The sequence below is a fragment of the Paraburkholderia atlantica genome (assembly GCF_009362785.1).
GTDB classification, from domain to species: Bacteria; Pseudomonadota; Gammaproteobacteria; order Burkholderiales; family Burkholderiaceae; genus Paraburkholderia; species Paraburkholderia atlantica.
Genome location: NZ_WHNQ01000021.1, coordinates 33181 through 57831 on the forward strand (window position 1 = coordinate 33181; position 24651 = coordinate 57831).

Annotated in this window: 24 protein-coding genes; 11 read left to right on the top strand and 13 right to left on the bottom strand. The window is 65.4% G+C overall.

All coding sequences use genetic code 11. The features are described from left to right. Positions 1–2: 2 nt before the first annotated feature. Positions 3–1595, bottom strand: a complete 1593-nt coding sequence (gene pdxR, locus GCT19_RS25970; protein ID WP_152853542.1) for a MocR-like pyridoxine biosynthesis transcription factor PdxR — start codon at positions 1593–1595, stop codon at positions 3–5. 91 nt (positions 1596–1686) lie between these two features. Here pdxR and GCT19_RS25975 point away from each other — a divergent pair, with 91 nt between their 5' ends. Together GCT19_RS25975 and GCT19_RS25980 are read left to right on the top strand one after the other, a co-directional pair. Then, on the top strand, positions 1687–2421 hold the full coding sequence (locus tag GCT19_RS25975) for a GNAT family N-acetyltransferase (RefSeq protein ID WP_152853543.1): 735 nt from the start codon (positions 1687–1689) through the stop codon (positions 2419–2421). A gap of 208 nt (positions 2422–2629) precedes the next feature. Continuing rightward, positions 2630–3292: a VC0807 family protein gene (locus GCT19_RS25980; protein ID WP_018438301.1), complete on the top strand. Its 663-nt coding sequence runs from the start codon at positions 2630–2632 to the stop codon at positions 3290–3292. Between the two features lie 21 nt (positions 3293–3313). Here GCT19_RS25980 and GCT19_RS25985 read toward each other — a convergent pair whose 3' ends face one another. Then, positions 3314–3652, bottom strand: a complete 339-nt coding sequence (locus GCT19_RS25985; RefSeq protein ID WP_018438302.1) for a LysR family substrate-binding domain-containing protein — start codon at positions 3650–3652, stop codon at positions 3314–3316. A 171-nt stretch (positions 3653–3823) separates the two neighbouring features. Between GCT19_RS25985 and GCT19_RS25990 the strand changes: the two genes are divergently transcribed. The 6 genes from GCT19_RS25990 to GCT19_RS26015 all read left to right on the top strand — a co-directional run bounded on the left by GCT19_RS25990 (position 3824) and on the right by GCT19_RS26015 (position 12121). Beyond that, a complete protein-coding gene (locus tag GCT19_RS25990; protein WP_152853544.1) occupies positions 3824–5341 on the top strand; it encodes an efflux transporter outer membrane subunit in 1518 nt (505 codons plus the stop codon). Positions 5342–5395: 54 nt separating this feature from the next. After that, positions 5396–6547, top strand: a complete 1152-nt coding sequence (locus GCT19_RS25995; protein ID WP_013092738.1) for an efflux RND transporter periplasmic adaptor subunit — start codon at positions 5396–5398, stop codon at positions 6545–6547. 16 nt (positions 6548–6563) lie between these two features. Continuing rightward, on the top strand, positions 6564–9632 hold the full coding sequence (locus GCT19_RS26000; RefSeq protein ID WP_018438304.1) for an efflux RND transporter permease subunit: 3069 nt from the start codon (positions 6564–6566) through the stop codon (positions 9630–9632). A gap of 109 nt (positions 9633–9741) precedes the next feature. Beyond that, a complete protein-coding gene (locus GCT19_RS26005) occupies positions 9742–10710 on the top strand; it encodes a quinone oxidoreductase family protein (RefSeq protein WP_152853545.1) in 969 nt (322 codons plus the stop codon). A 150-nt stretch (positions 10711–10860) separates the two neighbouring features. Next, complete coding sequence (locus tag GCT19_RS26010; RefSeq protein WP_152853546.1) at positions 10861–11448, top strand: DUF4337 domain-containing protein; 588 nt, start codon at positions 10861–10863, stop codon at positions 11446–11448. A gap of 55 nt (positions 11449–11503) precedes the next feature. Beyond that, a complete protein-coding gene (locus tag GCT19_RS26015) occupies positions 11504–12121 on the top strand; it encodes a LysE family translocator (protein WP_184128828.1) in 618 nt (205 codons plus the stop codon). Positions 12122–12146: 25 nt separating this feature from the next. Here the strand turns inward: GCT19_RS26015 and GCT19_RS26020 are convergent, their stop codons facing one another. From GCT19_RS26020 to GCT19_RS26040, 5 genes are all read right to left on the bottom strand, one after another. Beyond that, positions 12147–13421: an RNA polymerase sigma factor gene (locus GCT19_RS26020; protein ID WP_321576876.1), complete on the bottom strand. Its 1275-nt coding sequence runs from the start codon at positions 13419–13421 to the stop codon at positions 12147–12149. Positions 13422–13437: 16 nt separating this feature from the next. Beyond that, the gene (locus GCT19_RS26025; protein WP_018438308.1) at positions 13438–13851 is read right to left on the bottom strand and encodes a YciI family protein; all 414 of its coding nucleotides are present in this window, start codon (positions 13849–13851) and stop codon (positions 13438–13440) included. Positions 13852–14029: 178 nt separating this feature from the next. Continuing rightward, entirely contained in the window at positions 14030–14383 is a 354-nt protein-coding gene (locus GCT19_RS26030; protein WP_018438309.1) for a YciI family protein, read from the bottom strand. Between the two features lie 504 nt (positions 14384–14887). Further along, on the bottom strand, positions 14888–15361 hold the full coding sequence (locus GCT19_RS26035) for a hypothetical protein (protein WP_152853547.1): 474 nt from the start codon (positions 15359–15361) through the stop codon (positions 14888–14890). Between the two features lie 725 nt (positions 15362–16086). Further along, positions 16087–16359, bottom strand: coding sequence for a DUF1488 family protein (locus tag GCT19_RS26040; protein WP_013092747.1), 273 nt, complete (start codon positions 16357–16359; stop codon positions 16087–16089). 401 nt (positions 16360–16760) lie between these two features. Between GCT19_RS26040 and GCT19_RS26045 the strand changes: the two genes are divergently transcribed. Then, complete coding sequence (locus GCT19_RS26045) at positions 16761–17246, top strand: GNAT family N-acetyltransferase (RefSeq protein ID WP_013092748.1); 486 nt, start codon at positions 16761–16763, stop codon at positions 17244–17246. A 47-nt stretch (positions 17247–17293) separates the two neighbouring features. Then, positions 17294–17644 (top strand): DOPA 4,5-dioxygenase family protein, encoded by a 351-nt coding sequence (locus GCT19_RS26050; RefSeq protein WP_152853598.1) that lies wholly within the window; start codon positions 17294–17296, stop codon positions 17642–17644. Between the two features lie 26 nt (positions 17645–17670). On the opposite strand, the gene GCT19_RS26055 is transcribed toward GCT19_RS26050, so the two are convergent. From GCT19_RS26055 to GCT19_RS26075, 5 genes are all read right to left on the bottom strand, one after another. After that, positions 17671–17985, bottom strand: a complete 315-nt coding sequence (locus GCT19_RS26055) for a high-potential iron-sulfur protein (protein WP_018438314.1) — start codon at positions 17983–17985, stop codon at positions 17671–17673. A 36-nt stretch (positions 17986–18021) separates the two neighbouring features. Next, positions 18022–18711, bottom strand: coding sequence for a nitroreductase (locus GCT19_RS26060; protein ID WP_018438315.1), 690 nt, complete (start codon positions 18709–18711; stop codon positions 18022–18024). Positions 18712–18819: 108 nt separating this feature from the next. Beyond that, positions 18820–19518 (bottom strand): PepSY-associated TM helix domain-containing protein, encoded by a 699-nt coding sequence (locus tag GCT19_RS26065; RefSeq protein WP_152853599.1) that lies wholly within the window; start codon positions 19516–19518, stop codon positions 18820–18822. 20 nt (positions 19519–19538) lie between these two features. After that, positions 19539–20222, bottom strand: coding sequence for a Fe2+-dependent dioxygenase (locus tag GCT19_RS26070; protein WP_018438317.1), 684 nt, complete (start codon positions 20220–20222; stop codon positions 19539–19541). 79 nt (positions 20223–20301) lie between these two features. Beyond that, positions 20302–22509, bottom strand: coding sequence for a TonB-dependent receptor (locus tag GCT19_RS26075; RefSeq protein ID WP_018438318.1), 2208 nt, complete (start codon positions 22507–22509; stop codon positions 20302–20304). A gap of 478 nt (positions 22510–22987) precedes the next feature. Between GCT19_RS26075 and GCT19_RS26080 the strand changes: the two genes are divergently transcribed. Beyond that, positions 22988–23983, top strand: coding sequence for an aldo/keto reductase (locus GCT19_RS26080; RefSeq protein WP_018438319.1), 996 nt, complete (start codon positions 22988–22990; stop codon positions 23981–23983). A 48-nt stretch (positions 23984–24031) separates the two neighbouring features. On the opposite strand, the gene GCT19_RS26085 is transcribed toward GCT19_RS26080, so the two are convergent. Beyond that, on the bottom strand, positions 24032–24598 hold the full coding sequence (locus GCT19_RS26085; protein WP_018438320.1) for a YbhB/YbcL family Raf kinase inhibitor-like protein: 567 nt from the start codon (positions 24596–24598) through the stop codon (positions 24032–24034). Positions 24599–24651 lie beyond the last annotated feature (53 nt).

The window sequence follows — 24651 nt, forward strand, 5'->3', positions numbered from 1 at the left end:
ACTTACATGTCCGGGGTGGCGAGTGTGCGGCGTTGCGCGGTCGGCTTTTTGCCGGGCCGGACGGCGGATTTTCCGGCCCGTTTTGGCACCCCTTTCGCAGCCGGTCGCGCCGCGCTCTCCATCTGCCGCACCAACTCCGCCAGCGATTTCACCGCCGGCCCCAAGCGCTGCGCCTCCGTATTGCCATATCCGATCACGAGGCCGTTGGTCTGCTCCGACGCCTCGATCGCAAACCCCGACAGCGCGCGCGGATTGAGCCCCAAGGCCTGCGCCCGCGCCGTCAGCGCGCGATCGTCGAGCGACGCGGGCAGCCGCAGCGTCAGATGCATGCCGCAATCGCCGCCAAGAATCGCCGCCGCCGGAAAATGTTCGGCCAGCGCGTCGCGCAGCGCCTGCTGGCGCTCACGGTACAGCCGCCGCATCCGCCCGAGATGCCGCCCGAATTCGCCGCTTTCGAGGAAATGCGCGAGCGCCAACTGCTCCAGCCGATGCCCGCCGCGCAGCATCTCTTGCAGCGCAACAGCGGCATGCGCGGCGATCGCCCGAGGCAGCACGACGAAGCCGATGCGCAGTGCCGGAAACATCGTCTTGCTGAACGAGCCGACGTACAGCACGGGCGCCTCGTCGACGAGGCCCTGCATGCTCGCGATCGGCTCGCCGGTGTGGCGCACCTCGCCGTCGTAATCGTCCTCGATCAGCCACGCGCCGCAGCGCCGCGCCTTTGCAATCAGCTCGAGCCGCCGCGCCACCGACAGCACCGCGCCGGTCGGATACTGATGCGCGGGCGACGTGTAGATCAGCTTCGGCGGATGCGTGCGCCACGCGTCGGCCGGCACGGCCATGCCTTCGGCGTCGACGGGAATCGGCAGCATGCGCAAATCGCCCGCGTTGAAGGCGGCCTTCGCGCCGCGGTAGCCGGGGTCCTCGATCCATGCGATATCGCCGGGATTGGTCAGCAGCCGCACGCACAGGTTCAGCGCCTCCTGCGCGCCCTCGGTGATCACGACCTGCGAGCCGTCGCAGCGCACGCCGCGCGCCATCCGCAGATGCGCGGCAATCGCGTCGCGCAGCGCCGGCTCGCCGGCCGGCGTGCCGTAGCCGAGCGCGTGCGGTAAGGCGCGCTCCATCGCACGTTCGAGCGCGCGCCGCCATGCGGCCAGCGGGAAGCGGTCGAGCGCGGGCGTGCCGGGGGTCAGCGCGTACGCATTGTCGGCGTGCTGGTGCGACGCCGCGAACTGCTCGACACGCGTCGCGTACACGACTTCCGGCGCGGTCGCCGCCGCCGCCCGCTCGCCGCCCGCGGCGGGGCTCGACAGCGGACTCACGCGCGTGCCCTGGCGATCGGCGACGACGTAGCCGACCGCGGCGAGATGCTCGTAAGCGATCACGACCGTGTTGCGCGACACGCCCATCTCGGCGGCGAGCAGCCGCGACGACGGCAGCAACGACCCGGCCGGCAGACGGCCCGCGAGAATCGCCTGCTGCAGACGTTCTATCAGTTGCTTTTGCAGCGGCGCAGGCCGTGTGGCCCCGCTGGCAACGCTCGCGGTGAACACGTCGTCAGCATGGACGAGCGGTCCGATGATTTCGATCATGGAGCTGGACCTATCGAATAAGCGTGTCGTGGATCTTTTGAACATACCACGTTTGCCGTATCGTTCGTGCATCGACGACAGGAGAACAGACATGGAACCCACACGTAACGCCTACGGTCAGCCGATCGGCAAGCCCGTGCCCGGCTGGCACGGCGCACGGCCGCCGGGCCGCGAGCCGCTGAGCGGCCGCTATTGCCGGCTCGAAGCGGTCGACGTCGAGCGCCACGCGGCCGGGCTGTTCGACGCGTACCGCTCGGCCACCGACGGCCGCGACTGGACCTACCTGGCGGTCGGCCCTTTCGACAGCCTCGCGGCCTATCGCGAGCACCTGACGCGGATGGCGGCATCGAAAGATCCGCTGCACTACGCAGTGATCGACCTCGCGACGGGCAAGCCGGTCGGCACGCTGTCGCTGATGCGGATCGATCCGGCCAACGGCGTGATCGAAGTCGGCCACGTCACGTATTCGCCGCGGCTCAAGCGCACGCGCATCGCGACCGATGCGATGTACCTGCTGCTCGGCGAAGTGTTCGACAAGCTCGGCTACCGCCGTTTCGAATGGAAATGCGATTCGCTGAACGAGCCGTCGCGCAAGGCCGCGCTGCGCTACGGATTCACGTTCGAAGGGATCTTCCGGCAGGCGATCGTCTACCGCGAGCGCAATCGCGACACGGCGTGGTATTCGATCATCGACAGCGAATGGCCGGCACTGCGCTCGTGCTATCAGCGGTGGCTCGACGCGGGCAATTTCGATGCGCAAGGGCAGCAGGTGGAACGGCTCGCCGATCTGATCGCGCAGCAGCGAGCGGCGGACGAGTCCCGGTAAAACCAGACGATCGCATCAGCGCGCCGCCGATACACCCGCACGCGGCGCGCTTCCGCCAGCCCTTCGCTGCGGGCCGCCAACCTCGGCAACCGAAGCAGCTTCGCCTACACTGCCTCCATACGTTTGTGCGCCGCTGTTCAAGTGCGATTGTCACAGCGGCACCAGCATGTGCCGCGCGTACCTCGCTCCAGCCGTTACAGCCCAGCCGATGAAATCCCGCCTGCGCTACCTGAGCGCATTGCTCGTCAATCTCGCGCTGCCCTTGCTTGCCTACCGGCTCGCGTTTCCGCACTGGGGGCAGGCGGGCGCGCTCGCCGCGTCGGCGTTGCCGCTGATCGCATGGATGACGGTCGATCTGCTGCGTTACCGGCATTTCGACGCGCTGAGCGCACTCGTGCTCGCGGGCGTGCTGCCAGCGCTCGCGACGAGCCTCGTTTTCAGCGACGCGCGTCTGCTATTGATCGAAGATCCGATGGTGTCGGGCTTTATCGGCATCGCGTTCCTCGCGTCGCTCACGCTGCGCAAGCCGATGGTGTTCTATCTGGCGCGCTCGACGATGTCGCGCGAAGACCATCGCAGCGTGGAATTGTTCGAGCGGCATTGGCGTGATCGTCCGATGCTCGCCACCTATATCCGCCTGATGACGCTCGTGTGGGGGATCGGCATGATCGGCGAGAACATCGTGCGCAGTGCGATCGTGCTGCATTGGCCGAACGACCCGCGCTCGGCGCTCGCATCCACCGTGCTGCGTTACGGTGTGTACGTGCTGCTGACGCTGTGGACGATCCTGATTCGCCGGCGCATCAAGCGGGACGCGCAGCGCTATCCGGCCGACGAGCCGGCGGCGGAGAGTTCGACGGCTGGTGCGTGATCGACTGCGCCGGCGGTCCGTTCACGCCAACTCCAGAAACCTCCCCAAACAAGGATTCCGGTTCGCCGGCGACCAGGCGAGCACCTGCCCGGTCAGCGGCGCGTCGGCAAGCGGGCGGAACACCACGCCCGCCAACTGCGCCTTGCGCATCGACGACGGCACCAGCGCGACGCCCACGCCTTCGTCGACGAGACTCAGCACCGTCTGTTGCAACTGCACCTCGAAGCGGATGTCGGGCTCGAAACCGCCCGAGCGGCAGTGTTCGAGGATCGTCGCGCGCAGGCTCGGCGCCACTTCTTCCGATGCGGCGTCGCGTGCCGCCGACGCGGCGTGCTCGGACCGAACGCCGCACGCTGTCATCGCCCTCCTACGTGATCTCGTATCCGCCTTCGTCGGCCAACGAACGCCAGGCCAAGCGCGTTTCGCGCCGTGCGTGGTAAATTCCAGCGTCGGCAAGACAACTCCAAGAACGTTCGGGTGCCCTGAACATCTTCGTCCGGTCCACCCGCCACTGGCGTACAAGGTAGATCGATGATCGACGTGAGTCAGCGTATTGTCTGGCGGCGCCTCTTCGTTGCGCTGTGCAGCTGCGTCGCGCTGGCCGGCTGCATGGTCGGCCCCGACCACCACGCGCCGCCCGCGCCGGCTACCGACACCTTCACCGCCAGGCCGCTGCCCGATCAGACCGCCTCCGCACCCGGCCCCGCCGGCCTGCCGCAGCGCTTCGCGCCGGCCCAGGACATTCCCGCGGCGTGGTGGACGCTGTTTCATTGCGAGCCGCTCGACGCGCTGATCCGCGAGGCTATCTCCAATAGTCCGAACATGACCGCGGCCCAGGCCGCGTTGCGCCAGGCCCGCGAGAATTACACCGCGCAGGCGGGCGGCACCTTGCTGCCAAGCGTCGACGCGCAACTGAGCGCCACGCGCGAAAAGATCAACGGCATCGCGTTCGGCGAGCCCGGCCTCGTCGAAGAATTCAATCTCTACAACGCGTCGGTCAACGTCTCGTACAAGCTCGACGTGTTCGGCGGCGCGCGGCGCGAACTCGAAGCGCTGCATGCGCAGATCGACTATCAGCGCTTCCAGCTACAGGCCGCCTATCTGACCATATCGGCCAACATCGTGACCGCGGCGGTCAAGGAAGCGTCGGTGCGCGCGCAGATCGACGCGACCGAGCGGATCGCCACCGAGGAAGAGCAGCAGCTGAACGTGCTCGACCAGCAACTCTCACTCGGCGGCGTGAGCCGCGCGGCAGTGCTCGCGCAGGAAACGCTGCTCGCGCAGACCCGCGCGACGCTGCCGCCGCTCTATCAGCAGCTCGATCAGGCGCGCCATCAGCTTGCGGTGCTCGCCGGCAAGCTGCCGAGCGACACGGGCGTGCCCGAATTCACGCTCGACATGTTCTCGCTGCCCGACACGCTGCCCGTGAGTCTGCCATCGTCGCTGGTGCGCCAGCGCCCCGACATCCTCGCCGCCGACGCCACGCTGCATCAGGCGAGCGCCCAGGTCGGCGTCGCGACCGCGGCGCTGTATCCGCAGATCACGCTGTCCGCGAGCTACGGCGCCGAGGCGCTGACGCCCGCGCAGGTGCTCCGGGCCGGCAGCACGATCTGGAGCATCGGCGCGGGCTTGCTGCAACCGCTCTTTCACGGTGGCCAGTTGAGCGCGCAGAAGCGCGCCGCCGAGGCCGCCTACGAGCAGGCCGGCGCGCAATACCGCGAGACGGTGCTGCTCGCGTTCCAGAACGTCGCGGACACGCTACGCGCGCTCGAACACGACGCGACCGGCCTCAAGGCGCAAACCGACGCGTCGCGCGCCGCGAGCGATTCGCTCGAACTGACGCGCGGGCAGTATCGCGTCGGCGGCGTGAGCTACCTCGCGCTGCTCGACGCGCAACGCCAGTATCAGCAGACAGTGGTGAGTCTCGCGCAGGCGCAGGCCGCGCGTTACGCCGACACGGCCGCGCTGTTCCAGGCGCTCGGCGGCGGCTGGTGGAATGCCGCCGCGCCCGATTCCGCGGCCGCGCCGGCCGCTACAACGCCACATTGACCATGCACTGACGCAACCCTTAGCCCTCGCCCCAAGCCGAGCAAGGACATCACGATGGCCGAAAGAAAACCGATGAAGAAGCGGATGGTGATCATGTTGATCTGCGTCGGCCTGCTGCTCGCCGCGCTGGTCGGGTTCAACCTGTTCCGCGCGCACATGTTCGCGAAGTTCATGGCGGCCAACACCACGCCGCCTGCGACGGTGTCGGCGGTGGTGGTCCACTATCAGTCGTGGCAGCCGCAACTCGCGGCGGTCGGCAGCCTGCGCGCGGTGCGCGGCGTCGATGTGACGACCGAAGTCGCCGGCCTCGTGCGCCAGGTTGCGTTCGTGTCGGGGCAGGAAGCGAAAGCCGGACAGATCCTCGTACGACTCAACGACGACAGCGACGTCGCGCTGCTGCAATCGCTGCAGGCCGCGGCCCAACTCGCGCAGACGGTCTACGAGCGCGACCGCGCGCAGTACGACATCAAGGCAATCGCGAAGGCGCAGCTCGACGCCGACGCGGCCGATCTCAAGGGCAAGAAGGCGCAGGTCGCGCAACAGCAGGCGCTGGTCGACAAGAAGACGATTCGCGCGCCGTTCGCGGGGCGCCTCGGCATCACGACGATCAATCCGGGGCAATACCTGAATCCCGGCGATACGATCGTCACGCTGCAAGCCATCGATCCGATCTACGCCGACTTCTCCGTGCCGCAACAGCAGCTCGGCCAGCTCGCGATCGGCGCGACCGTCAGCGTCGATACCAACGCGTACAGCGGACAAAGCTTCACCGGCAAGATCCAGTCGATGAGCCCGAAAGTCGACAGCGCGACGCGCAACGTGCAGATCGAGGCGAGCGTCGACAATCGCGAGCGCAAGCTGCTGCCCGGCATGTACGCGAACGTGAAGATCGATTCGGGCGCCGAGGAGCGCCACCTGACGCTGCCGCAAACGGCGATCACTTACAACCCGTATGGCGCGACGGTGTTCATCGTGAAGCCGGGCACGAAGCCCAACGCGCAGGGCAAGACGCTGCCCGTCGCGCAGCAGGTGTTCGTGACACCGGGCCCGACGCGCGGCGACCAGGTGGCGATTCTGAAGGGCGTCGACGACGGCACGCAGGTCGTGACGAGCGGCCAGCTCAAGCTGAAAAATGGCACGCCGCTGATCATCGATAACCGCGTCCAGCCGTCGGACAGTCCGAATCCGACGCCGCAGGAACAATAAGCGAGGCCGCCCGATCATGTTCACGGACATCTTCATCCGCCGGCCGGTACTCGCTTCGGTCGTGAGCCTGCTGATCCTCGTGCTCGGGTTGCGCGCGCTCGCGGTGCTGAAGGTCAGCCAGTATCCGCAGACCGAGAACGCGGTCGTCACGATCACGACGGCCTACTATGGCGCGAACCCGGACACCATCGCCGGCTTCATCACGCAGCCGCTGGAAGCGGCGATCGCGCAGGCGCAGGGCATCGACTACATGTCGTCGACGAGCATCACGGGCGTGTCGACGATCGTCGCGACGCTGCGTTTGAACTACGACGCGAACCGCGCGCTGACCGAGATCAACACGCAGATCGGCTCGGTGCGCAACCAGTTGCCGCCGCAGGCGCAGCAGCCGGTGCTGACGGTGCAGACCGGGCAGACCACCGACGCGATGTACATGGGCTTCTACAGCAGCGTGCTGCCGAGCAACAACGTCACCGACTACCTGTTGCGCGTAGTCAAGCCGAAGCTCGATTCGATCCAGGGCGTGCAGACCGCCGAAGTGCTCGGCGGCCGGCAGTTCGCGATGCGCGCGTGGCTGGATTCGGCGCGGCTCGCCGCGCACGGCGTCAGCGCGAGCGACGTGTTCACCGCGCTCGGCAACAACAACTATCTCGCGACGCTCGGCACGACGAAGGGGCAGATGGTCAGCGTCGACCTCGAAGCGGGCACGGACCTGCATACCGTCGACGATTTCAAGCAACTCGTCGTCAAGCAGAAGAACGGCTCGATCGTGCGTCTCGAGGATGTCGCGAACGTCGTGCTCGGCGCCGACAGCTACGACTTCAACGTCGCGTTCAGCGGCAAGCGTTCGGTGTTCATCGGTATCAAGGTCGCGCCGGACGCGAACATTCTCGATGTGGCCAGCCGCGTGAAGACCGTGTTTCCGGATCTGCAGAAGCAGTTCCCGACCGGCATGACGGGCGACATCGTGTATGACGCGACCGACTTCGTGAACACCGCGATCAGGGAGGTGATCAAGACGCTCGTCGAAGCGCTCGTAATCGTCACCATCGTGATCTTCCTGTTTCTCGGCAGTTTTCGCGCGGTGATCGTGCCGTTGATCGCGATGCCGCTGTCGCTGATCGGCACGTTCTTCGTGATGCAGGCGCTCGGCTATTCGATCAATCTGCTGACGCTGCTCGCGCTCGTGCTCGCGATCGGGCTCGTCGTGGACGACGCGATCATCGTCGTCGAGAACGTCGACCGGCACATGAAGCACGAAGGCAAGACGCCGTTCGACGCCGCGCTGATCGCCGCGCGCGAACTCGGCGGTCCGATCGTCGCGATGACCGTCGTGCTGATCGCCGTGTACGCGCCGATCGGCTTCCAGGGCGGGCTGACGGGTGCGCTCTTCACCGAGTTCGCGTTCACGCTCGCGGGCGCGGTGACCGTATCGGGCGTGATCGCCCTCACGTTGTCGCCGATGATGTGCTCGCGCTTCTTCCGCGCCGAGCAGGAGTCGGGGCGCTTCGCGCGTTTCGTCGACCGCCAGTTCGAGCGTGTGCATCGCGGCTATGGCCGCCTGCTGCATGCGACGCTCGATACCTGGCCCGTGTTCGTGATCATGGGCGCGCTGTTGCTGTGCGGCACCGTGTATCTGTTCATGACCTCGCAGTCGGAACTCGCGCCGCAGGAAGACCAGGGCGTCGTGCTGTCGCAGATCATCGGGCCGCCGAACGCGACGATCCAGCAGATGCAGACCTACGCGGACCAGGTGTTCGATGCATCGAAGTCGCTGCCCGAGTACTCGCAGATGTTCCAGCTGACGGGTTCGCCGACCATCAACCAGGGCATCGGCGGCGTGCTGTTCAAGACCTGGGATCAGCGCGGCAAGAACGCGACGGTACTGCAGCAGGAGTTGCAGCAGAAGTGGAATCAGATCGCGGGCGCACGCGTCGCGGCGTTCCAGTTTCCGCCGCTGCCGGGCTCGCAGGGCTTGCCGGTGCAGTTCGTGATCAGCACGACCGAGCCGTTCGAAAATCTCAACGAGGTGTCGCAAGCGGTGCTCGAAAAAGCGCGCGAGAGCGGCATGTTCTTCTTCGTCGATAGCGACCTGAAAATCGACAAGCCGGAAGCGGTGCTGGTCGTCGATCGCGACAAGGTGGCCTCGCTCGGGCTGTCGCAAAGCGACGTCGGACAGGCGCTCGGTTCGGCGCTGGGCGGCGGCTACGTCAACTACTTCTCGATTGCGGGGCGCTCGTACAAGGTGATTCCGCAGGTGCTGCAGACCGACCGGCTCAATCCGTCGCAGGTGCTCGACTACTATCTGCGCACGCCGGACGGCAGCGTGATTCCGGCGTCGACGGTCGCGCATCTGCGGCACAGCGTCGTGCCCGAATCGATCAATCACTTCCAGCAGTTGAACTCGGCGACGATCTCCGGCGTGATCGTGCCGGGCGTGTCGCAAGGCCAGGTGCTCGATTTTCTGCGCAAGGCCACCGCGCAGGTCGCGCCGGCCGGCTATTCGGCCGATTACTCGGGCGAATCGCGCCAGTTCGTGCAGGAGTCGGGCGGCTTCGTCATTACGCTGCTGCTCGCGACGATCATCGTGTTCCTCGCGCTCGCGGCGCAGTTCGAGAGCTTCCGCGATCCGATCGTGATTCTGATCTCGGTCCCGATGGCGCTGTTCGGCGCGCTGATCTTCATCAACATCGGTCTGACGACGCTAAACATCTACACGCAGGTCGGCCTCGTCACGCTGATGGGGCTCGTCAGCAAGCACGGCATTCTGATCGTGCAGTTCGCCAACGAATTGCAGCGCGCGGGCCGCGGCAAGCGCGAAGCGGTCGAGGAAGCCGCCGGCGTGCGACTGCGTCCGATCCTGATGACGACCGCGGCGATGGTGCTCGGCGTGGTGCCGCTCGTGATAGCGTCGGGCGCGGGCGCGGCGGGCCGCAACGCGATGGGGCTCGTGATCTTCACGGGCATGTCGATCGGCACGCTGTTCACGTTGTTCGTGGTGCCGGCGATGTACATGTTTCTTGCCGCCGATCATCAGCGGCGTGCTCAGGCGCCGAAGGCCGACGAGGCGGGTCAGGCGGGTTAGGGCCCGGGTGTTCGCGTACCCGGCGCGTGTCCATCATCTAGAGTCCATCATCTAGACTACGGTGCATTCGCTGCGCAACGCGGCGCAAGACCAACCGGAGCCATGCACGATGAAAGCGATCCAGTTCAAATCTTTTGGCAACCCCGAAGTGCTCGAATACGTCGATCTACCGACGCCGCAGGCCGACGCGGAACATGCGGTCGTGCGGGTCATGGCGGCCTCGGTCAATCCGAGCGACGTGAAGAACGTGGCCGGCCGTTTCGAACATACGGTGCTGCCGCGCATACCGGGGCGCGACTTCAGCGGCGTGGTGGTGGATGGGCCGGCCGCGTGGCGTGACGCCGAAGTGTGGGGCACCGGCGGCGACATCGGCTTCACGCGCGACGGCACGCACGCCGAGTACCTCAGCATTCCGGTCGCGGCGCTGTCGCGGAAGCCAGTTGCGTTGAGCCACGTCGAGGCGGCGGCAATCGGCGTGAACTTCGTGGTCGCGTGGCTCGGCACCGTCGAATACGCAAGCTTGCAGGCCGGCGAGACCGTCGCGGTGCTTGGCGCGGGCGGCGGTGTCGGCGGCGCGGTCGCGCAGATCGCGAAGGCGCGCGGCGCGCGCGTGATCGCCGTCGACCGCCGGCCGCTCGATCCGGCCACGCCCGCGGGCCGTCTGATCGACGCCTACGTGCCGTTCGACGAACACGCGGCCGAACGCGTGCGCGAGCTGACCGGCGGCGCGGGCGCGGAAGTCGTCTACGACACGGTCGGCGGTGTCGCGTTCGAGACCGCGCTGAGTCTCGCGAAGCGGCGCGGCCGCGTGCTCGAAATCAGCGCGACCGCCAAGCGTCGGGTCGAGTTCGATCTGATCGATTTCTATCACAACGAGACGCAGTTGCTCGGTGTCGACAGCGCGAAGCTCGGCGTCGCGCAATCGGCGCCGCTGATGACGGCGCTAGTCGAGGGCTTCGACAGCGGCAAGCTGAGCGGCCCGGCGATCGCGCAGGAATTTCCGCTCGCCCGCGCTCGCGAAGCCTACGAGGCGGTCGCCGCCGGTACGCGCGGGCGCGTCGTGATTCGCATGCAATGACCGTCGTCTGACACAGGTCTCCGCAACCGGCCCGCTTCGGCGTCGCGTTGAAGCCGCGGCCTCAGGCCGCCCGCAACACGCTAAGATTGAGGCCGCCGGGCGCCCCCGCCGCCCGGCGAGAACGACAAAAGCATTGCCTCGGAGAATCTGATGTCTGAAGAATATGAAGTGCACGGTCCGCACGACCACGCCGTCGAACACGCCGGCCACGCCGGGCATCGCGACGCCGACCCGTTCGCGAGCCGGATGGCCGTGATGACCGCGATCCTCGCGACGATCGGCGCGCTGTGCGCGTACCAGAGCGGCAACGCCGAAAACCTCGCGCTGTTCTTCAAGAACGAAGCCGCGATCAAAAAGACCGAAGCGTCGAACCAGTGGAGCTACTACCAGGCGAAGGGCGAGAAGGAAAACCTCGCCGAACTCGGAGCGGCGCTGTCGGCGCCCAATAGCGACGCGCACGCGAAATTCGCGGCCGACGTCGAGAAATACAAGAAGCAGAAGGAACCGATCCGCGCGAACGCCGAAGCGATCGAAAAACAGGTCGTCGCCGCCGACACGCGCAGCGAAGCGCTGCTGCACGGCCATCATCGCTGGGCTCAGGCGACGCTGCTGATTCAGGTCGCGATTGCGCTGTGCGCGATCACGCTGCTCACGCGCAAAAACTGGCTGCGCAATGTGTCGTACTTCGTCGCGGGAGCGGGCGTCCTGACCGCGGGCGCCGCGTTTTTCGGGCTATGAGCGGGATGCATCGGTTGCCTTCTTCGAGCCAGAGCTTTTCCACAGGGAGTGTGTCGTGATCGATGCGTCCGCCGTGGTCGGCGTGTTTTCCGTGTATATCGCGGGCGTGGTGAGTCCGGGGCCGAACTTCGTCGCTGTCGCGCACAAGGCCGCTTCGGCGACGCGCATCGAAGCGCTCGCGATGGTCGCCGGCATCGTGCTCGTCAATCTGTTCTGGGCAAGCTGCGCGATTCTCGGCGTCGGCATCGTGTTCGCCGCGTTCCCGTGGCTCGCGCTCGTGGTCAGGATCGTGGGCGCGTGTTATCTGCTGTGGTTCGGCGGACGGCTGATCTTCAATGCGTCGGCGGCAAGGCAAGCGGTGCTCGTCAAGGCACCCGCGGGTGGCTTCAGGCAGGCGTTCGCGCAGGGCTTCGCGACCAACATCGCGAATCCGAAGTCGATGGCGTTCTTTGCCGCGGTGTTTTCGTCGGCCGCGCCCGCGCATGTGAGCACCGGCACCTTTGCCGCGATGCTCGGTATGGTGTTCGTCGTCGCGAGCAGCTGGTATGGTTTCGTCGCGCTGGCGTTGTCGCATGCGCGGATCGCATCGGCATATCGGCGCGGCAAGAGGTGGGTCGATCGCGTGTGCGGCGGGTTGATCGTTGCGTTAGGGGTGCGGCAGTTGATTCGTTGAAGCGGCACTCGGAAGCGCGCGCTATTCAATGCGCAAGCCCGCGCGCACGCTCCAGCAACAACTCGCGCTCGCGCGTATTGCGTGTCATCGCCGCGGCGCGCTCGAACTCCGCGCGCGCTTCGTCGACACGTCCAAGCTTGACCAGCAGATCGCCGCGCACGCTCGGCAGCCAGTGATAATTGTCGAGCGCCGATCCGGCGGCAAGCGCATCGACGATCTCGAGTCCGGCCGCCGGCCCGAAAGCCATCCCCACCGCCACCGCGCGATTCAACTCCACGACCGGCGACGGCGCGACCTGCGCCAACGCATCGTAGAGCGCGACGATCTGCGCCCAGTCGGTGTCCTCGGCGCGGCGCGCCCGCGCATGACAGGCGGCGAGCGCCGCCTGCAACGCATAGGGCCCGCTCGCGCCGCCGAGCGCGTGCGCGCTGTCCAACGCCGCGAGGCCGCGGCGAATCAGCAGCGGGTCCCAGCGGCTGCGATCCTGATCGAGCAGCAGCACCGGACGCCCCTGCGCATCGGTGCGCGCGTGGGTACGCGACGCCTGAATCTCCATCAGCGCGACCAGACCGTAGACCTCGCTTTCGTCGGCGACGAGTGCGCTCAACACGCGCCCGAGCCGCAACGCCTCCTCGCATAGCGCCGGGCGCATCCAGTCGTCGCCGGCCGTGGCCGAATATCCTTCGTTGAAAATCAGGTAGATCACCTGCAGCACCGACGCGAGCCGCGCCGCACGTTCGTCCGCCTGCGGCACCTCGAACGGCACGCGCGCCGCCGACAGCGTGCGCTTCGCGCGCACGATCCGCTGCGCGATGGTCGGCTCCGGCACGAGAAACGCGCGCGCGATTTCGTCGGTGGTGAGGCCGCCGAGCAGGCGCAGCGTCAGCGCGACGCGCGCGTCGGTCGACAGCACCGGGTGGCACGCGGTGAAGATCAGCCGCAGCAGATCGTCGCCGATGTCGTCGGCGCGCGCGGCATCGAGCGCATCGACGAAATCGGGCACCACGTGCGCTTCGATCGCGTCGAGATCGTGGCCGAGTTCCTCGCGCTTGCGCGCATGCAGCGCTTCCTGGCGCAGGCGATCGAGCGCGCGGTTTTTGGCGGCCGTCATCAGCCAGGCTCCGGGGTTGTCGGGCACGCCCGCGTCCGGCCAATGCTCGAGCGCGGCCACCAGCGCGTCCTGCGCGAGTTCCTCGGCGAGCCCCACGTCGCGCACGATCCGCGCGACGTGAGCGATGACCTTCGCGGATTCGATCCGCCAGACAGCGTCGATCGCACGATGGGTGGCCTGTATCGTCACGGTGTCAGCCTTCACCTCAGCGGTGATCTTCTTCGAGCTTGCGAAAGCGCTCGACTTCCGGCCCCGGCTCGAAGTCGTCGAGTTCGAACAGCTGCCGCACTTCGATTTCGCCATCGGCGTGCTCACCGAACGGCGCCGGGAAACGCCGCGCCCATTCCATCGCCTCGTCGCGCGAGCGCACCTGGATCAACGTGTAGCCCGCGATCAGCTCCTTGGTCTCTGCGAACGGCCCATCTACGACGCTCCGTTTGCCACCGCTATAACGCACGCGCCAGCCTTTCGAGCTCGGCTGCAGGCCGGTTGCGTCGAGCAGCACGCCGGCCTTCGCGAGTTCTTCGTGGTAAGCGCCCATCGCGGCGATCAGCGACGGTTCGGGCATCTCGCCGGCTTCGCTCGCGGCCGTGGCTTTGACGATGATCATGAATCGCATGTCGTTGCTCCTTGTTTTAGTGGTTCGTCGTGAGTGGATTCGCGTGAATCGCTTGAAGGGGCCACGCCGGCTAGCCCCTTACTCACACGACGCGCGATGCGCGGTTCGATCGACACGCGCCGCAGTCCCGGTATCCCAGGGAAAACACCGAAGCGAACGAGGTGAGAGCCACGCGTGGCTAGATGAAGCACGGCCCGAGCTTGCGCACCTCGACCGTGCACCACGCCGCCGCCGGGCAGGTTTGCGCGATCTCCACGGCCTCTTCGCGGCTGTCGCAGTTCAGCAGAAAGAAGCCGCCGATCATCTCCTTCGCCTCGGCGAACGGCCCGTCGACGAGCTTCGGCTGGCCATTGCGGACCTGCACGCGCACGGCGTCCTTCTGCGAAGTCAGCGATTCGACCGCGAGCAGCTTGCCACGCGCTTTCAGGTTCTCGGAGAACCGCACCATCTGGTCATAGAGGTCGCGACCGGCGGCTTCGCCGCGCTCCTCGCGTTGCTCCGTGGGTTCGACGATCAGCAGCATGTAGGACATGGTGTCTCCGATAGGGCTCGGTTTGTATGCACGGGTCGGCATCGCAACGACGCCAGCGGCGCCTGGCCTCGGCGGCATCGCAGGTAGGCAGGCAGGTAGGTGGCAATCAGGCGCAGCCAGTCTAGCAAGCGGCAATCTGAGCGGCAAACGCGTCCGGTGGGACTTCTACGGACACTCGTAGCGAGCAACGCCGCTTGAATCAGCCGGCCGCGCGCGACGCGTCGATGCCGCTTTCAAGGATTCTGTCGTATCGGCGGTTTCACGAAGGTTCCATTCGGTCAGCGGGTGAACGCGGGCGTCGATTCGGCCGGCGCGCAAAGCTGCACGAACCGCCCGTCCCCTGCGCTGACGACCGGGACGTCGCCGTTCATTCAGTTGGGCGGAGCACGCAACGGAACCATCAAGCTTGATATCAGCGTTTGCCGCACACGCTTTCTTTCCAAATGCGCGGCGCCAGATGCGAAAAACGCCCCGGTATGGGGCGTTTTGCTCGTTGCGAGCCGCTCAAACTGGCGCTTCCGCCAGCGCCCGCAGCCGCGCAGAGCGCATCAAACCTTCGATCATTTTCGCTTCCGCGCTCGCCAGTTCGCTCAGCGACGCCGCCGACAACTGTCCGTCGAAGATCGCGAGCGCCCCGCAAAGATCTGCGTAGTCGTCGTCTTCGAGTAACCAGTGGCCAGTTTCGCGCTCGCGCACGTCGAGCCGAACCATCGCCGCATGCGCGCTTTCGATGTCCGCGCGCACATCGGCGCCCAGTCCGGCGCGCGTCAGTTCCTGCGACACCAGCAGATGCCGGCTCAGCGTCGTATGCAGCATGCGTGCGCCGTGGCCGCGGCGGAATGCATCGAGCGCGGCGTAGGACTGCAACAGCATGGTCTGCGTGACCGGCGCGTGCGCGGTGCGGCTCTGCGTCAACGAACGCAACAACGGGGACATGGCCGTGCGGCCGGGCTTGCGGACTCGCGATTTGCTGGACATCGATTCAACCTCCTTCTTTCGGCAGCGCGCCCGGACTTCGGCACGCGACGGCGGCAAACGCCGCGCTCAAACGTCCGACGCATTTCGCGCACGACAGTTCACGCTATGCGACGCGCCGGTTCTTCGAACGCATCGAAGAACACACTGTCCCCATATCGGTTCGAACCCGCCCGAATCAAGAAGCCCGCATCGTTGCGACGAAAAAAAGCCCTGTTCCGCGACGGAACAGGGCTGACAGGATGGAACAGTCGAGCAGGCGCGTGGAGTGCCTGCCAACCTATAACCACCTAACCTGCAATGCTATTGGATACGTGTACTACGCCGGCAATTTCTACCGCTCGACAGCCAGTTTCAAACTGCCGATTCAAACCACTTCTAATACAACTGCATGTGGGCCGGTCCTCGTTACTTCCTGGTGCTGGCCGCTACCCCTTTTGTTTCGTGCGCGTGTTCGATGCATTGCGCGCTTTGTATTGCGTCAACTGCGAACTGCGAACTGCGAACTGCGAACTGCGAACTGCAGACTACTTCATCAACGGTACGGTTCAAATCCGACACGAGGGGAAGATCGCATCGATGGAGTTCGGAGATTCGTCGCTCCATGGAAAAGAGTGTAGGCGCGCACGCGCGAATGCAATTGCGCGAAGCGAGGGGCTTTGGCGGGTTAATTTGGCGAATCGATGTAACAACGGGCTTTATGGCCCGTCGCGCCGCCGCGCCGCGCGTCAACCGCGTGTGGAGAAATCGTCGATGGTCAGCAACACTTTCTCACCGGGACGCGCGAGCATTTTTCGTTCGGCGATCGCGGTAATGCGTTTGCGCCCATCCGCGAACGTCTTCAGAACGCGCGCCTCACCCGCGCCGCGTTGCAGCCAGAAGTGCTGTTCGAGCGCCTCGCGCGTGACCGCGCATTCAAGGTCTCGTCCCCGCGACGAAAGCTGGAAAATCACCGCCCGTCCATCTGCCGAGACGCTGGGTACCGCCTCGATCATCGTCATAGCCCACCTCGCAACGTTGATTACGACGTTCGCCGCGTGACGCGAACGTCCCCGGAAAATCATCTGGCGCTCGTCGCATCGGCTGACGCGTGAAGTGGACGTTCACGCACCAGACGACGGAGGCTTCGTTCTGTCTTTCGTACGGTGGCGCGGATAGCGCGGCCGCGACGGGTCGACGACCGCGCCCGCGAAAAGCGAATCAAGCCCGGGGCTTGAGCAAAGCGCATGCCAGACATAGCGGAAGGCGACGCCTCGCCGATCAATCGGCGCCCCGACGCAACCCCAAGCACTCGCGGCACCGCGTGGTAAAAAAGCGCAGCGGACGCGACAATCGACGACAATTCTTACTCGCGCTTCGCACGATCATCGCGTGCGCCATCGCGCGCCACCATCTTGCCGACATGTCCGCCCAACTGCCCGACCACCAATCCGGGTTGACCTTGCGCCCCGCGCAACCCGACGACGAACCCTTCCTGCTCGAACTGCGCAAGGCGACGATGACCGAACACCTGGCGCGCGCCGGCGAGCCGACCGACGAAGACGCCCATCGCGCGCGCCTGCGGCATCGCTACGACGCCGCGCAGGTGATCTGCATCGACGGTGCGCCCGCGGGCCTGTTGAAGGCACATCGCAACGACGACGAATGGTTCGTCGTACAGTTGCAGATCGCGCCGGCGCTACAAGGCCGCGGTATCGGCGAGCAGGTGCTGCGCACGATCCTGCGCGCCGCCGCGGCCGAAGCGCTGCCGGTCAGCTTGCAGGTGCTCAAGGGCAATCCCGCCAAACGGCTGTACGATCGTCTTGGCTTCGAGATCGTCGGCGAGGATCAGATACAGTTTCACATGCGCCTTGCAGCGCGCGCGCCGGCGGAAAACGAAGCAGAATGAATGTCGGATAAAGACTGATACGGACTGAGCCTGCAATGAACTCTGATATGACCTTTCGCGATGCTTCAGCAATACAAAGCTGGCACGCGCACATCTATTTCGACGCGGCGAGCCGCGACGCCGCCTGGGCGTTTCGCGAGCAGATCGGCGCGCATTGGGGCGACAAACTGCAGATCGGGCGCTTCCACGAACGGCCGGTCGGCCCGCATCCGATGTGGTCGTATCAGCTTGCGTTTTCGCACCAGCAGTTCGCCGACGTGGTCGGCTGGCTCACGCTGAATCACGGCGCGCTCGATGTCTTTCTGCATCCGAATACCGGCGACGCGCTGCGCGATCATCGCGACGCCGCCGTGTGGATCGGGCACTCGCACGAGCTCGTGCTAAAGGCGCTGCTGTAGCAGCCGCGAGCGATGCGCCGGCGTGCTCACATATTCGTGTACGCGCTGCACCAGCCTCGCGATGCGACCTGCTTGGCGCCGAACAGCGTGCAGCCGCCGTACTCATCCGACGCCTTGCCCTGGAACAGCGAGCAGTTCGCGCACGATTGCCCGGCCGCGAAGTTCGGGAATTTGGCCTTGTCGACCTTCGACGCATCTTCGGTATAGGCGACCTTCTGCGCCTGCGGATCGCTCTCGCTCAGCGCATTGGGAGCGGTCGCGGCGAACGCGACGCGAGACAGCGCGAGCGACGAGCCGACGCCCGCGCTGACCAGCAGGAAATGGCGGCGCGATGTTTTCATTTTCGTTTGCCTCTGGGTGGGGACTGAGGTCTGCGATCAATCGAGAAAGCGCGTGAAGCGCTCGACCGGCTCGCGCTCCGGACGCAGCGTATTGACCAGCGCGTTGGGGTCGGCGAAGCCGAGCGACATGCCGCACACGAACTGCTCGTTCTCGGGCAGGCCGAGATGTTCGGCAATCAGCCGATGAAACCGCATGAACGCGGCCTGCGGGCAGGTGTCGAGGCCGCGTCCGCGCGCGGCCGTCATGATCGCTTGCAGGAACATGCCGTAGTCGAGCCAGCTGCCGCGCTCGAGGCTGCGATCGATCGTGAACAGAAGGCCGACGGGTGCGCCGAAAAAACGGAAGTTGCGCGAGTGCTGTTCGTGCATGCGCGCCTTGTCGCCCTTCTCAATGCCGAGCAGGCCATACATATCCCAGCCGATCTTGCGGCGCCGGTCGATGTACGGCGACTGCCATTGGCGCGGATAGTACGCGTACTCTTCCTGGTACAGCTCGTCGCGTTGCGGATCGTCGTAGGCCGCAAGCAGATCCCCCGACAGACGCGCGAGCGATTCGCCCGTCAGCACGTACACCTTCCACGGCTGCGTGTTGGTGCCCGACGGCGCGTAGCTGGCGGCTTCGAGAATGGCTTCGATGTCGGCGCGCTGCACCGGTGTCGGCAGAAAGGCGCGCACCGCGCGTCGCGTGGTCAGCGCGGTGTCGACGGGGTTCGCGGGAGAAGTCATCGGCAGATGGCGGCAGAGCCAGCGGAGTAGGTCTGCGACGATTCTAGCGCGTACTGCTGCAAGCCTGCCCGCCAGCGCGCAGGCTTCGTCCAGCCTTGCGCTGCGCCCTTACATCGTCCCCAACGCCACCGCCGCAGCGATCGAACCCGCCACGAGCACGAGCCCCACCGTCTTGCGCTTGTTCAACTCGGTCCACAACAGCACGCCCGTCAGCGACAGCAAGATCAGACTGCCCGCGAGCGTATCGATCAGCAGCACCCAGCCGACGCTGAGGCCCACGCCCTTGTGCATGTTCGTCAGCATTGCGAGAAAGGTATTCGCGCTGCGCTTGACCGACACCGTGTTATTGCCGACCCAGTATTCGGCCGAGGTATTTTCTTTCGGCGACGCGAAATTCAGCTGCCAGTGCTCGGGCTGCACGACGCTGCGATCGCCCCATGCCACCGGATGCTCGGGTTCCTTCTGCACGCGCCCCGGATTGCCGGCGATCTTCAGTTCTTGCTTGAGCCACTTCGCGAGTTCGCGCGGCGTTTCCGGTGCCGGTTGCGGCAGCGGCACCTGCATCACCGACACCTGCGGCTCGCCGGTCGACACGCGCAGCGGACCGCCGCGATGATTCAGGAAGAAACCGGTCGTGCCGAACAGCAAACCGAGCGCCGCGCCCCACAGTCCGACCCAGCCATGCACCTTGCGCAGCCACTTGATGAAGGTCGCGCGACGCGAGCGCTGCTGGCGCGCTTTCAGTTCGTCGCCATCGAGCCGGCGCAGTTCGTGCGCGCCAGCTTCGCCGGCCGCCGGCGGTTGCATGTCGAGGGTGTCCGATTCGCTCACGTTTCACTCCAGGTACGCAGCAGATTGTGATAACAACCGACGAGACTGCGTCGCGCAATCTCGTCGGCATGGGTGGCATTGAGCCGTTGAATCGCGGTGTCCATGTCGAACAGCAGCGCGCGATGCGTGTCGCTGCGCACGAGGCTCTGCACCCAGAAGAAGCTCGCCACGCGCGCGCCGCGCGTAACGGGCGTCACCTGATGCAGACTCGTCGCCGGATAGACGATCATGTCGCCGGCCGGCAGTTTCACCTGCTGCACGCCGTAGGTGTCTTCGATCACGAGTTCGCCGCCGTCGTATTCGTCGGGCGCGCTGAGAAACAGCGTCACCGACACGTCGGTGCGCAGCTTCACGCCGTTCGGCAGCACGCGCACAGCGCCGTCGACGTGGCTGCCGAACTGCATGCCTCCCTCGTAGCGGTTGAACAGCGGCGGATACACCTGGTTCGGCAGCACCGCGCTGATGAACAGCGGATTGCGCTCGATCGCCGCGACAATCACGTCGCCGAGTTCGCGCGCGATCGCGGAGTGCTCGGCGATCTGCTGATTGCGCTTGACCGGCGCGCCCTGATAGCCCGCGGTCGCGCGGCCATCCACCCACGCGTCGCCGGCTTGATCGAGCCGCTCGCGCACGAAGCGCAGTTGCTCGGCGTCCAGTACGTTCGGAATGTGCAGCAGCATAGTGTGTCCTTGGAGCCGGCTTGCCGTTTGCAAAGCGGCAAGCCTAACGGATGCGCTCAGTGCGTCGCAAAAGCGCCCATCAAAAGCGGTAATCGAACGTCGCGAGCAACGTACGGCCGATGCCCGGCACCGAACGGCCGCCGTCCGACGGAATCAACGCGTCGTAGTAGTACTTGTTGGTCAGGTTCAGCAGGTTCAGGCGCACGTCGTACTTCTTCGCGTGATAGGCCGCGGTCGCGTCCCAACGCGTGTAGCCCGGCACCTTCACGAAGTTCGTATTCGATGCATAACGCGACGACATATAGATCGGACCGCCGCCGATTTCCCAGTGCGGCGTGATCGCGTACGTGGTCCAGAACGTCAGCGTGTTGCGCGGCGTGTTGGCCGGCGTGTGACCCTGCGTGCCGTCGGCCGCTTTCAGGATCGTCGCGTCCATGTATGTGTAGCCGCCGAAAATCTGCCACTTGTCGGTGATGTGGCCCACCACGCTCGCCTGGAAGCCGTCGACGCGAATGTCACCGGCCAGCTCGTATTCAGTCGGCGAAACCTGGGTACGCGCGTTGTCCTTCTCCTGGCGGAACAACGCCGAGGTCAGCGAGATGTTGCCGCCGAACAGATCCCACTTGCCGCCGACTTCATACGACTTCGTCGACTCAGGCGCGAGGTTTTGCGTGAGGTTCGTGACCGTCAGGTTTTCGAGCGACGGGTTGAACGACGTACCGTACGACACGTAGTACGACTGCCAGTCGGTCGGTTGATAAATGACGCCCGCGCGTACGCTCGTGAAGTAGTTGGTCTGGCTCGCGTAGGCCGGCGCGCTGACGGTGTTGTGGATACTGGCCGAGAAGCGATCCCAGCGCAGACCGCCGATCAGCTTCCAGTGCGGAGTCAGCGTGACCGTATCGTTCAGGTAGGCGGCGATTTCGTTGGCGCTCGAATCGGCGTAGTTGCCGACCGTCGTCGTCACGTTCGACGGCGTGCCCATGATCGGCGGATTGAGCATCGGCACGATCGGCAGGTTGTTGCGTGTGTACGCCTGGTTCGTATAGCTGTCATGGCCCACTTCGACACCGGCGATCACGTCGTGCTTGATCGGCCCTGTGTCGAATTTGTATTCGACCATCGTGTCGTTGTAGACCGCGTGATTCTGGATCACGCGGTCATGACTCTGCAGCTTGATGAACAGCTGCGACGGCGACAGCGTCGTGAAGTTGCCGTTGCTGAGCGCCGGGCTCGACGCCAACGGGCCAGTCAGCACCGCTTGCGGCGCGGTTTCGCGCGCATCGGTCATCGAGTGGGAGATCTGCGTCTGGTTCGTCAGCGTCAGGTCGTCGGAGAACTTGTGCTTGATCGCCCCGGTGAAGATCTGCACGTTCTGGATCGTACGGTCGCTGGTCAACCCGTAGAACGTGTTTTTCGGCACCGGCGACGGGCGGCCGTTCAGCGCCTGGACGCCGTAGTCGGGCATGTCGTTGTTGCGCTGGATCAGCGCCGACAGCGTGATCTCGGTCGGCGTGCCAATGCCGAAGCGCAGCTCCGGCGCGACGCCGAAGTCCTTGTTCTTCATCACGTCGCGCGTCGAGCCGAGGCTCTGGCCGAACGCGTTCAGGCGGATCGCCGAGGTGTCGGTGAGCTTGTGGTTCACGTCGACGGTGGAGCGATAGCGGTCATTGGTGCCGATCATGCCGGAAACTTCCGCCGAGTCCGTCAGGTTCGCCTTCTTGCTGACCTGGTTGATCACGCCGCCAGTCGAGCCGCGGCCGAACAGCATCGACGACGGACCATATAGCACTTCGAGCGCTTCGAGGTCGAACGTGTCGCGGTAGTACTGGTTGCGGTCGCGAAAGCCGTCCCGATAGATGTCGTTCTGCGCGGTGAAGCCGCGCAGGTTGATGTTGTTGCCGATCTGGCCGCCCTCGGCCGCACCGATCGTCACGCCGGGTGCGTTGCGCAGCGCGTCCGTAAACGACGTCGCGCCCTGCGAAGCGAGCAGGTCGCGATTGATCACGGTGACGGTCTGCGGAATGTCGCGCAGCGCGGTCGGGGTCTTCGCGCCGACGGTAGCGCGCTCGGCCTGGAAGTCCTGCTGAACGGCCTGAGACTGCACGCCGATGGTCGGCAGCGTCTGCGCGTCGGCGGCGGGTGCGTTGTTCTGCGCGCTGGATTGTGCGTTCTGCGGCGCGCTGGAGGCGGCCGGTTGCGACGCGCTTTGCGCGAGCGCAGGCGTCGCGACAGGAATGGCAAAAGCGAGCGCTAGCGCTGTCGCTAGCGGCGTGTGATTGAGCATGGAAATCCCGTCAGAAATGCGTTTGTCGAATTCGCATCAATGACGTCGAATTCATGACAAAACCGCAAATGGCTGGCTGCCGCTCTCCGTTGTATGAGATGGAGATGACGGGATGGCTGGCTGGGTTTAAATGAGAATCGCTATCATTTCACACGGATACGAAGGCATCAATCGCGACGTGCATTACTCCGCGTAAGGGATTTGTTTCTATTTTTTACCATCGAAAGCTCACCGTAAATACAGGGCCGTTGTTCACGCAGATTTATTACTACCTGTAATTCTCTGTTTGCAAAAAGCTTATAAGTGAAGCGCTCAAGAGCCCATTCAGCCCCACGTGATTTCTTTCATTTAAATAACGCCTCATAGCGGCGGTCGCGCACATCGAACCGCAAGTACGTTTATCCTTTTTACAACACCGCATACAACATTAAGATCCCGCCCTTCCGGCAAACGCTTTCGTCCCCTCTGGAGTCGACTTATGCAATATCGCCAATTCGGCCGCACCGGCCTCACCGTTTCGCGCCTGTGTCTCGGCACCATGACTTTCGGCCTGCAAACCGAAGAAGCCGCATCGCACCGCATCCTCGACACGGCCGCGGACGCGGGCGTCAATTTCATCGATACCGCAAACGTCTACCCGCTCGGCGCCGGCGAAGACCTGGCCGGACGCACCGAGGAAATCGTCGGACGCTGGCTGAAGGGCAAGCGCGAGCGCTTCATCGTCGCGACCAAGGCGGTCGGCAAGATGGGGCCCGCCGCGTGGGATCAGGGCGCGTCGCGCAAACACCTGCTCGATGCGATCGATGCGTCCTTGCAGCGCCTCGGCACCGACTACGTCGACCTGTACCAGCTCCATTCCGACGACGCGAAAACCCCGCTCGACGAAACGCTCGAAGCACTCGATACGATCGTCCGCTCGGGCAAGGCCCGCTATATCGGCGTGTCGAACTTTCTTGCGTACCGGCTCGCGCGAGCTTTGGGACGCGCGGACGTGCTGCGCGTCGCGCGCTTCGTGTCGGTTCAGCCGCGCTACAACCTGCTGTTTCGCCAGATCGAGCGTGAGCTGCTGCCGCTGGCCGCCGAGGAGCAGCTAGCCGTGATGCCGTATAACCCGCTTGCGGGCGGACTGCTGACGGGCAAGCATCAGCTCGATGCGAAGCCCGCCGAAGGGCGCTTCACCGAAAGCGTCGGCAAGGCTGGCGCGATGTATCAAGAGCGCTACTGGCACGAGCGCGAGTTCGACACGATCGAACGACTGAAGGCGATCGCCGCGCCGACCGGCGAGTCGTTGGCGAAGGTATCGCTTGCGTGGGTGCTCGCGAATCCGCTGATCACGTCGGCGATCATTGGGGCGAGCCGCGCGGAGCAGTTGAGCGATACGCTCGCGGCGGCCGAGTTTACGCTCGACGACGCCATCAAGACTCAACTCGACGAAGCGAGCGTGCAGTATCGCTGGGGGGATGCGGCGCGCTAAGCACCCGCCCGGCAGATCAAGCGCGGCCTGGCGTTCGGCCGCGCGTTTTCATCGTCCGTAGCGCAGCACGGTGCTCGTCGCGGCGAGCACGTGATCCTTGATCGCGGCGAGGAACGCGTCGCGCGTCAAGCCGGCCGCCAACGCGTCGGGCGGCAGATCGAGCGCGTAGACCTGCGCGACGTAGTGATGCGGCACATCGCCGACTGGCGGACACGGGCCGTAATAGCCGGGGCCGCCGGTGCGATTCGTGCCGGCGACGCTGCCGGCCGGCGCGGCTTCGCCCTCGCCGAGTCCGGTCGTACCCGGTGCGATGCCGTACACGATCCAATGCACGATGCCGAGGCCTTTCGCGCCGTCGGGATCGAAGATCGTCACCCCGAAACTCTTCGTGCCGGCCGGCGCGTTATGCCATTGCAATGCTGGCGACACGTTGCCGCCGCCGCAGTTGTTCGCGCTCGCCGCGTGGCTCGCGTTGAGCTTGCCGCCGTCGGCCAGTCCTGGCGACGACACTGCGAAGGCCGGCGCCGCGTAAGCATGCGCGCTCGCGTAAGCGAGCAGCGCGCACGCGACAACGCAGACGAGGCGCCGCGCGACGTTCAGCTGAATGCGAGTCATTGGGAGTCTCTGGGTTTGGGAAGGTTACTGAGAGCCGTGGTTGGAGCGTGGAA